General features: G+C 74.3%; 6 protein-coding genes, 1 tRNA gene and 1 pseudogene. 4 read left to right on the plus strand and 4 right to left on the minus strand.

What is annotated here, in order from left to right:
- The coding region (locus tag SACPADRAFT_RS0211330) for a helix-turn-helix transcriptional regulator (RefSeq protein WP_007025844.1) at positions 1 to 862 on the plus strand (862 nt) is incomplete at its 5' end.
- On the opposite strand, the gene SACPADRAFT_RS27045 is transcribed toward SACPADRAFT_RS0211330, so the two are convergent.
- A complete protein-coding gene (locus SACPADRAFT_RS27045; RefSeq protein WP_007025845.1) occupies positions 825 to 3,167 on the minus strand; it encodes a PQQ-dependent sugar dehydrogenase in 2,343 nt (780 codons plus the stop codon). The genes SACPADRAFT_RS0211330 and SACPADRAFT_RS27045 overlap by 38 nt on opposite strands.
- A 173-nt stretch (positions 3,168 to 3,340) precedes the next feature.
- Between SACPADRAFT_RS27045 and SACPADRAFT_RS0211340 the strand changes: the two genes are divergently transcribed.
- On the plus strand, positions 3,341 to 4,144 hold the full coding sequence (locus SACPADRAFT_RS0211340) for an alpha/beta hydrolase (protein ID WP_007025846.1): 804 nt from the start codon (positions 3,341 to 3,343) through the stop codon (positions 4,142 to 4,144).
- A 99-nt stretch (positions 4,145 to 4,243) separates the two neighbouring features.
- On the opposite strand, the gene SACPADRAFT_RS0211345 is transcribed toward SACPADRAFT_RS0211340, so the two are convergent.
- The 3 genes from SACPADRAFT_RS0211345 to SACPADRAFT_RS0211355 all read right to left on the minus strand — a co-directional run bounded on the left by SACPADRAFT_RS0211345 (position 4,244) and on the right by SACPADRAFT_RS0211355 (position 5,380).
- Positions 4,244 to 4,331 (minus strand) — tRNA-Ser (locus SACPADRAFT_RS0211345).
- Positions 4,332 to 4,355: 24 nt separating this feature from the next.
- Complete coding sequence (locus SACPADRAFT_RS0211350) at positions 4,356 to 4,901, minus strand: nucleoside deaminase (RefSeq protein ID WP_007025847.1); 546 nt, start codon at positions 4,899 to 4,901, stop codon at positions 4,356 to 4,358.
- The gene (locus SACPADRAFT_RS0211355) at positions 4,898 to 5,380 is read right to left on the minus strand and encodes a tRNA adenosine deaminase-associated protein (protein WP_007025848.1); all 483 of its coding nucleotides are present in this window, start codon (positions 5,378 to 5,380) and stop codon (positions 4,898 to 4,900) included. The genes SACPADRAFT_RS0211350 and SACPADRAFT_RS0211355 overlap by 4 nt, the downstream gene beginning before the upstream one ends.
- A 74-nt stretch (positions 5,381 to 5,454) precedes the next feature.
- Between SACPADRAFT_RS0211355 and SACPADRAFT_RS0211360 the strand changes: the two genes are divergently transcribed.
- A complete protein-coding gene (locus tag SACPADRAFT_RS0211360; protein WP_007025849.1) occupies positions 5,455 to 6,687 on the plus strand; it encodes a M20 metallopeptidase family protein in 1,233 nt (410 codons plus the stop codon).
- Positions 6,688 to 6,707: 20 nt separating this feature from the next.
- A pseudogene (locus SACPADRAFT_RS33855) lies at positions 6,708 to 6,839 on the plus strand (prephenate dehydrogenase); the annotation flags it as partial.

A 6,839-nucleotide genomic window follows, 5' to 3' on the forward strand; every position in this document is an offset into this window, starting at 1 on the left:
CGACCGGGCGGCGCAGGGGTTGGCGTCGGTGGGCACCGACCTCGCACCGCGGGACTGGCTGTTCGCCGTGGGCCTGCGGGCGGGGCTGGCCCGGCGCACCAGCGACCTCGCCGCGCTGCGGGCGATCTGGAGCGACGCCTGCGCCGCGGTGATCCGCCACCGGGTCGACGTGTTCACCCTGCTGCCGTTCGGCGAGTTCGCCGTGGCCGCCGCCCGGCTGGGCGACCGCGAACGCCTCACCCACCATCTGCGGCAGGCGGGCGAGCTGCTGCACGCGCTCGGCGACCCTCCGCTGTGGTCGGTGACCCTGCACTGGAGCGGGCTGCACGCCGCGATCATGGCCGACCAGCGGGCGGAGGCGGCCGAGCACGTGCGGGCGCTGGCGGCCGACGCCGAGCACAGCCGGTACCACGCGGCACTGGCGGACGCGGCCGGGTGCTGGCTCGACGTACTCGGCGGCACGGTCGACCCCGCGCGGGTGGAGGCCGCGGCCAAGGCCCTGAACGCGATGGGCCTGTGCTGGGACGCCGCCCGCCTCGCCGGGCAGGCGGCCATCCGCACCACCGACCGCACCGCGATGGTGTCCCTGCTGGAGTGCGCCCGCGCGTTGCAGGGCGGCCAGGCCACCTCCTCCCCCGCACGGACGCCGGCCGAGGCCGACGCCCCGGCGTTGAGCGACCGCGAGCGGCAGGTGGCGGAGCTGGTCGTCGCGGGGATGACCTACCGGCAGGTGGGCGACCGGCTGTTCATCTCCGCCAAGACCGTCGAGCACCACATGGCCCGGATGCGCCAGCGGCTCGGCGCCACCAGCCGCAGCGACCTGCTCACCCAGCTACGTGCCCTGGTGTCGGACGGGGACTGAACCGCCGGTCGGCCCGGTGCCTCGCGGACCGGTGCCCACCGGACCGGTGCCCGGCGGCCTTGCGGCGGGATCCGGACGGCGCGGCGCGGTCGGCGAGGACGCCGAGCAGTTCGGCCGGGAGTCCGTCCGGCCCGATCAGCCCGGCGAGCGGTCCGTCGGCCGCCGACGCGGTGTCGGTCGACGCGGTGTCGGTCGACGCCGCAGGCGGATCCTCGCCCGGGGCGAGGTAATACGCGGTCAACGTGAGGTCGTCGTCGGGCATGGTGAACGTCCGGACGCGGTCGGTGGCGCCGTCCTCCTCCCAGTGGTGGAAGGTGGACTCGCCGTCCGTCGCGGTCCGGGCCGCGGCCACGCTGACCGTGGCGCCCTCGGTGACCCACGCCGAGTTGGTCGTCCCTCCGGCGTCGTCCCCGTCCCCCTCACTGGCGATCTCCAGGGCCGCGGGCACGTTGCCGGTCAGGGTCAGCCGGTGTTCCCTCGGCTCGGCCACGTACGTGTAGGTCGTGGTCACCCCCGCCCCGTCGGTCGCGGTGGCGGTGAGTTCCATGTGCGAGTCGGGGTGGTCGGTGAACGGGATCGAGAAGGACCGCCCGTCCCCGGACCCGGTGGGGTGCGCGTGGCAGGTGGCGTCCTCGGGGCAGTGCACCACCGTGGCCTCCCAGTGCAGCGGCAGCCGTCCGTCCTCGGCGTCGGTGGCCCGTGCCGAGACCCGCACCGGGTCCCCGACCGCGTAGGTCGCGTCCTCGCGGACGTCCGCCTCGATCCGGGGGGTGTGGTTGCCCGGCACGACGGTGATCTCCGCGCGGTCCACGGCCCCCGCGGGGTCGGTGACCGTGAGCGTGGCGGTGGCGGAGTCGATCCCCTGGGCGTAGGTGTGCCGCGCCCGCACCCCGGAGGCGGTCTCCCCGTCCCCGAACTCCCACTCGTAGGTCAGCAGGTCGCCGTCGTGGTCGGTGGATCCGGAGGCGTCGAAGGTCACCGTGCGGCTGTCCGGGTCGGTGTCGACGTCGGCGTGCGCGCTCGGGACACGGTTGTCGCCGACGTACGTGAGCCGTTTGAGCGTGCCGGAACCGATGTCGGCGTAGACGATGTCGCCGTTCGCCGCGGTGCCGAAGCTGACCGGCCTGCCGATGTCGGTACCCAGCGGCGGGCTCTCCGGGCCACGGGACAGCCTGCCCTGGTCGTCGTAGCGCAGCGTCCACAGTTTGCCGTGGGCGTAGTCGCCGAAGAAGTACGCACCCCGGTACCGCTCCGGATAGCTCGTGCCGGTGTAGACCACGCCGCCGGTGACGCTGTTGGCGTTGTCCGCACCCTCCCCGTGCCGCAGGCTCACCAACGGCCCGGTGTTGTCCGCGTCCGCGCAGCCGGGCAGCTCCCGGTAACCGGGGGTGCGGGCGGTGCCCTCCCAGCACGGCCAGCCGTAGGTCCGGCCCGGACGCACCAGGTTGATCTCCTCCCAGGTGTTCCAGCCGACGTCGCCCACGAGCGGCAGGCCGGTGCGTGGGTCCAGGGAGAGGCGGAACGGGCTGCGGAAACCCCCCGCGAAGACCTTGCTGCGGGCGGAGTCGGGAGCGGCCGGATCGTAGAACGGGTTGTCCGGGACGCCCCGGCCGTCCGCGTCCAGATGCAGGATCTTGCCCTGCACCACCGACGGGTCCTTGGCCCGCAGGGCCAGCGGGTCCACCTCGGTGTAGTCGGCCACGTCGCCCACCGAGACCCACAGCGTGCCGTCGGGGTCCGGCACGAGGCCGGTGATCCCGTGCACGACCGCGTCACCGGGAATACGGAGCAATTCGGTCTCGCCGGTCAGCCCGGTCGGCTCGTCCGCGCCGGTCACGCGCCAGCGCGCCAGGGTGAGGTCGAAGGACCCGCCGCCGGTGGGCACCGACCGGGCCAGGTAGACGTGCCGGGTGGTCCCGTAGTCGGCGGCCGCGGCGAGGCCGAGCAGCCCCATGTCCTGCACGCCGACGACGGGCAGGTCGCGCAGCGTGCGGCTGCGCTCGCCGTCGGCCGACACCCAGGAGACGGTGCCCTCCTTGCCGGTGGTGAGCACGCCACCGTCCGGCAGGTACGCGAAGTCGGTGAGCTTGCCCGGGGACTGTGCCGCGGGCAGCGTCCGCAGGGTGAATCCCGACGGCAGTTCGGGAGCCGCGGAGCCGGACGCCGACCGGTCGGGAGGTCCGGCCCCGGGATCCGGGGCCGGGCCGGAGTGCGCGGAGGCGACGACGGACAGGCTCGCCGCCACCAGTCCGGCGAGGGTGACGGCGAGGAGACGGACGACAGTACGGTTCCCAGGGGACCTCATACCGGCACTGTCGACCGCCTTTCCGGGATTGTTTCCGGGGACACGCCGTTCGTGTCAGTACGGCACCCGGCCGCGTGAAGTGCGCCGCCCGATCAGGGGACTTGCCGTCCGCGGCGTCCGGGGGGCCACGCCGCGCGGCGGACCGTACGGCGGGGTCGGGTAGTTTGCGGCGCATGATCGCGAGCGAACACGTCATCCTCGTCCACGGGACCTGGATGCGCGGGTCCCACTGGACCGAAGCCCGGCAGGCGTTCGAACAGCGCGGCTTCACCGTGCACACGCCGAGCCTGCGCCACCACGACCTCCCGCTGCTGGAGGGGTCGCTGCGAGTGGCCTCGGTGAGCCTGGCGGACTACACCGACGACCTCGCGGAACTCGCGCGGTCGCTGGACCGGCCGCCGCTGCTGGTGGGGTTGTCGATGGGCGGGCTGCTCGCCCAGCTCGTGGCGGCGCGGGTCCCGCACGCGGGCGTCGTGGCCGCGTGCCCGGCCCCGGCGGCGGGCGTGTTCGGGATGTACCCGAACACCGTCCGGCTGTTCGGCAGCCACTACCTCCAGCCGCGCCCCTGGGACAAGCCGCTGTACCCCACCTGGCACCGGCTCCGCTGGGGGGCGGCGCACACCCAGGACGAGGACTACGTCCGCGGGCTGTACTCCGACCTGGTCTGCGAGTCGGGCCGGGCCTACTGCGAGATGGCCTTCCCGTTCCTCGACCCGCGCAGGGCCGCCACCGTGGACTTCGACGCGATCACCGGGCCGGTGCTGGCGATCGGCGGCGAACGGGACCGGATGATCTCGCCGCGGATCCCGCGCGCCACGGCCCGGCGGTACCGGCGCGGCAGTTACGTGGAGATCCCCGGGGCGGACCACATGGTGCTGATGGGCAACCGGCTGCACGTCACGATGCGGCGCATCGACGAGTGGCTGACCCGCGAGCGGGTGTTCGACCCGGCACCGGGGACCGGGTCGGCCGCCTGACCCCCGACCGGACGGACGAACCGGGCACACAGCGAAACCGAGCACACAGCGAAACGGCGCCGGGTCCGCGGACTCACCCGCGGGCCCGGCGCCGTGCCGTGGCGGTAGCGGTGGGATTCGAACCCACGGAGGTGTTACCCTCACGCGATTTCGAGTCGCGCTCCTTAGGCCGCTCGGACACGCTACCGCTGAATACTGTACTGGAGGGTCCTCACCGATCCGACGAGGGGGGCACCCCCGGCCCGGTGAGGTCGTCCGCACCCTGCATCCCGGCGGCGGAGTCGTCCCGCCGACCGGCGAAGAAGTCGTCCAGCAGTGCCGCGCACTCGTCGGCGAGCACCCCGCCGAGCACCTCGGGGCGGTGGTTGAGCCTGCGGTCGCGGACCACGTCCCACAGCGAACCGACCGCGCCGGTGCGCGGTTCCCACGCCCCGAACACCACCCGGGACACCCGCGCGAGCACGAGCGCGCCCGCGCACATGGTGCACGGCTCCACGGTGACCGCGAGGGTGCAGCCGGACAGCCGCCACCCGTCACCGTGCGCCCGCGCCGCCGCCCGCAGCGCCAGGATCTCCGCGTGGGCGGTGGGGTCGCCCAGCTCCTCCCGGGCGTTGTGCGCCCCGGCCAACACGGTGCCGTCGGGGGCGAGCACCACCGCCCCGATCGGTACGTCCTCCGCGGCGTGCGCCCACCGCGCGCGGTCGATCGCCGCGCGCACCGCGTCGATGTCGGACCCGCCCGGCCGCAGCGGCGTCACAGCTCGTCGAGCAGCGCGGCGTACTCGTCGCCGAAGCCGCAGCGCTGCGCGATCATCTGCAACTGCTCGTCCGGGTACAGCTCGATCTCGTTGACGATCACCTCGAGTTCGGGGCCCGGCATGCCCAGATCGGCCAGGATCTCCAGGTCGCCCTCGGGCCAGACCACGTCGTCATCGTCGTCGGGCGCCTCGGCCCGCAGCAGGTCGAGCACGTCGGCGGCGATGTCGTAGTCCAGCGCCGCCGCGGCGTCGGACAGCAGCAGCACTGCCCCGACCGGCGTCGGCCGGACGATGACGAAGAACTCGTCGTCGACCGCGAGGAGCCCGAACACCGCCCCCGTGGAGCGCAGCCCGCGGAGCGCGGTGATCGCGGTGTCCAGTTCGCCGAGCGCCGCCGGGTCCAGCGGGCTGCACCGCCACCGGCCGTCCTCGCGCACCACGGCCATCGCGAACCCCGTGATCGGCTCTTTCACCGCCATGCGCCCACCGTATACCGGAACCGGCCCGGACGAACGACGAAAGCGGGGTGCGCGTCGTGCCACCATCTGTGGTCATGACCGGACCCACCGAACTGCCTTCCCTGCCCGACGCCCGCTTCGCCGGGCTGCTCGGCGAGGCCCGGGCGCGGCACGCCGAGACGGTCGCGCTGCGCCGCGCGATCCACCGCAACCCGGAGACCGGCCTGCAGGTGCCCGGGACGCAACGGGCCGTCCTCGACGCGCTCGACGGCCTGCCACTGCAGGTGAGCACCGGCCGCACGACGACGTCGGTCACGGCCGTGCTGCGGGGTGCCCGGCCGGGCCCCGCCGTGCTGCTGCGGGCGGACATGGACGCGCTGCCGATGCCCGAGGACAGCGGCGAGGAGTTCGCCTCCGAGGTGGACGGGGTGATGCACGCCTGCGGGCACGACACCCACGTGGCGATGCTCGTCTCGGCGGCCCGGCTGCTGGCCGCACACGCGGACGAACTCGCCGGCTCCGTGGTGTTCATGTTCCAGCCCGGCGAGGAGGGGCACCACGGAGCGCGGCACATGATCCACGAGGGGGTGCTCGACGCGGCCGGAGCGCGGGTGGAGAGCGCCTTCGCGCTGCACACCTACGCGAACCTGCCGAGCGGCACGATCGCCACCCGCCCGGGGCCGGTGCTGGCCTCGGCCGACACGTTCTCGGTCGAGGTGATCGGCGCGGGCGGGCACGCCTCGATGCCGCACAACGCGATCGACCCCGTCCCGGCCGCCGCCGAGATCGTCACCGCGTTGCAGACGATGGTGACCCGCCGGGTGAACGTCTTCGAGCCCGCGGTGGTCACCACGACCCGGATCGCCGCGGGCACCACCGACAACGTCATCCCGGAATCGGCCGAGCTCGAAGGCACGATCCGCACCCTGTCCGAGGACACCCGGGCGAGGCTGCGCACCGAGCTGCCCCGGCTGTGCGAGAGCATCGGCGCGGCGCACGGCTGCCGGGTCGGGGCCGACGTCCGGCCGGGTTTCCCCGCGACGCACACCGAGCCCGCCCGGTCGGAGCGCGCGCTGGAACTGGCCGCGGACGTGCTCGGCGCGGAGCACACGCACCGGATGCCGGACCCGGTGATGGGGGCCGAGGACTTCTCCTACGTCCTCCAGCGGGTCCCCGGCACGTTCGCGTTCCTGGGCGCGTGCCCACCGGGTGAGGATCCGGAGCAGGCGGCGCCGAACCACTCCAACCGGGTCCGCTACGACGAGACCGCGCTGGACCACGGCGTCGCGCTGTACGCCGCCTGGGCGCTCGACGTCCTGCGTCCGTGAGCCGGGGCGGTTACGGCAGGATGGGCGCCGTGCGGGACGTGTGCGTGATCGGACTGGGGCTGCTCGGCGGCTCCGTGCTGCGGGCAGCGACGGCGGCGGGCCGGACGGCGTGGGGGGCGAGCGTCTCGGAGGCGGACGCCTCGGCCGCGGCG

This window comes from Saccharomonospora iraqiensis subsp. paurometabolica YIM 90007, from assembly GCF_000231035.2.
Taxonomy (GTDB): domain Bacteria; phylum Actinomycetota; class Actinomycetes; order Mycobacteriales; family Pseudonocardiaceae; genus Saccharomonospora; species Saccharomonospora paurometabolica.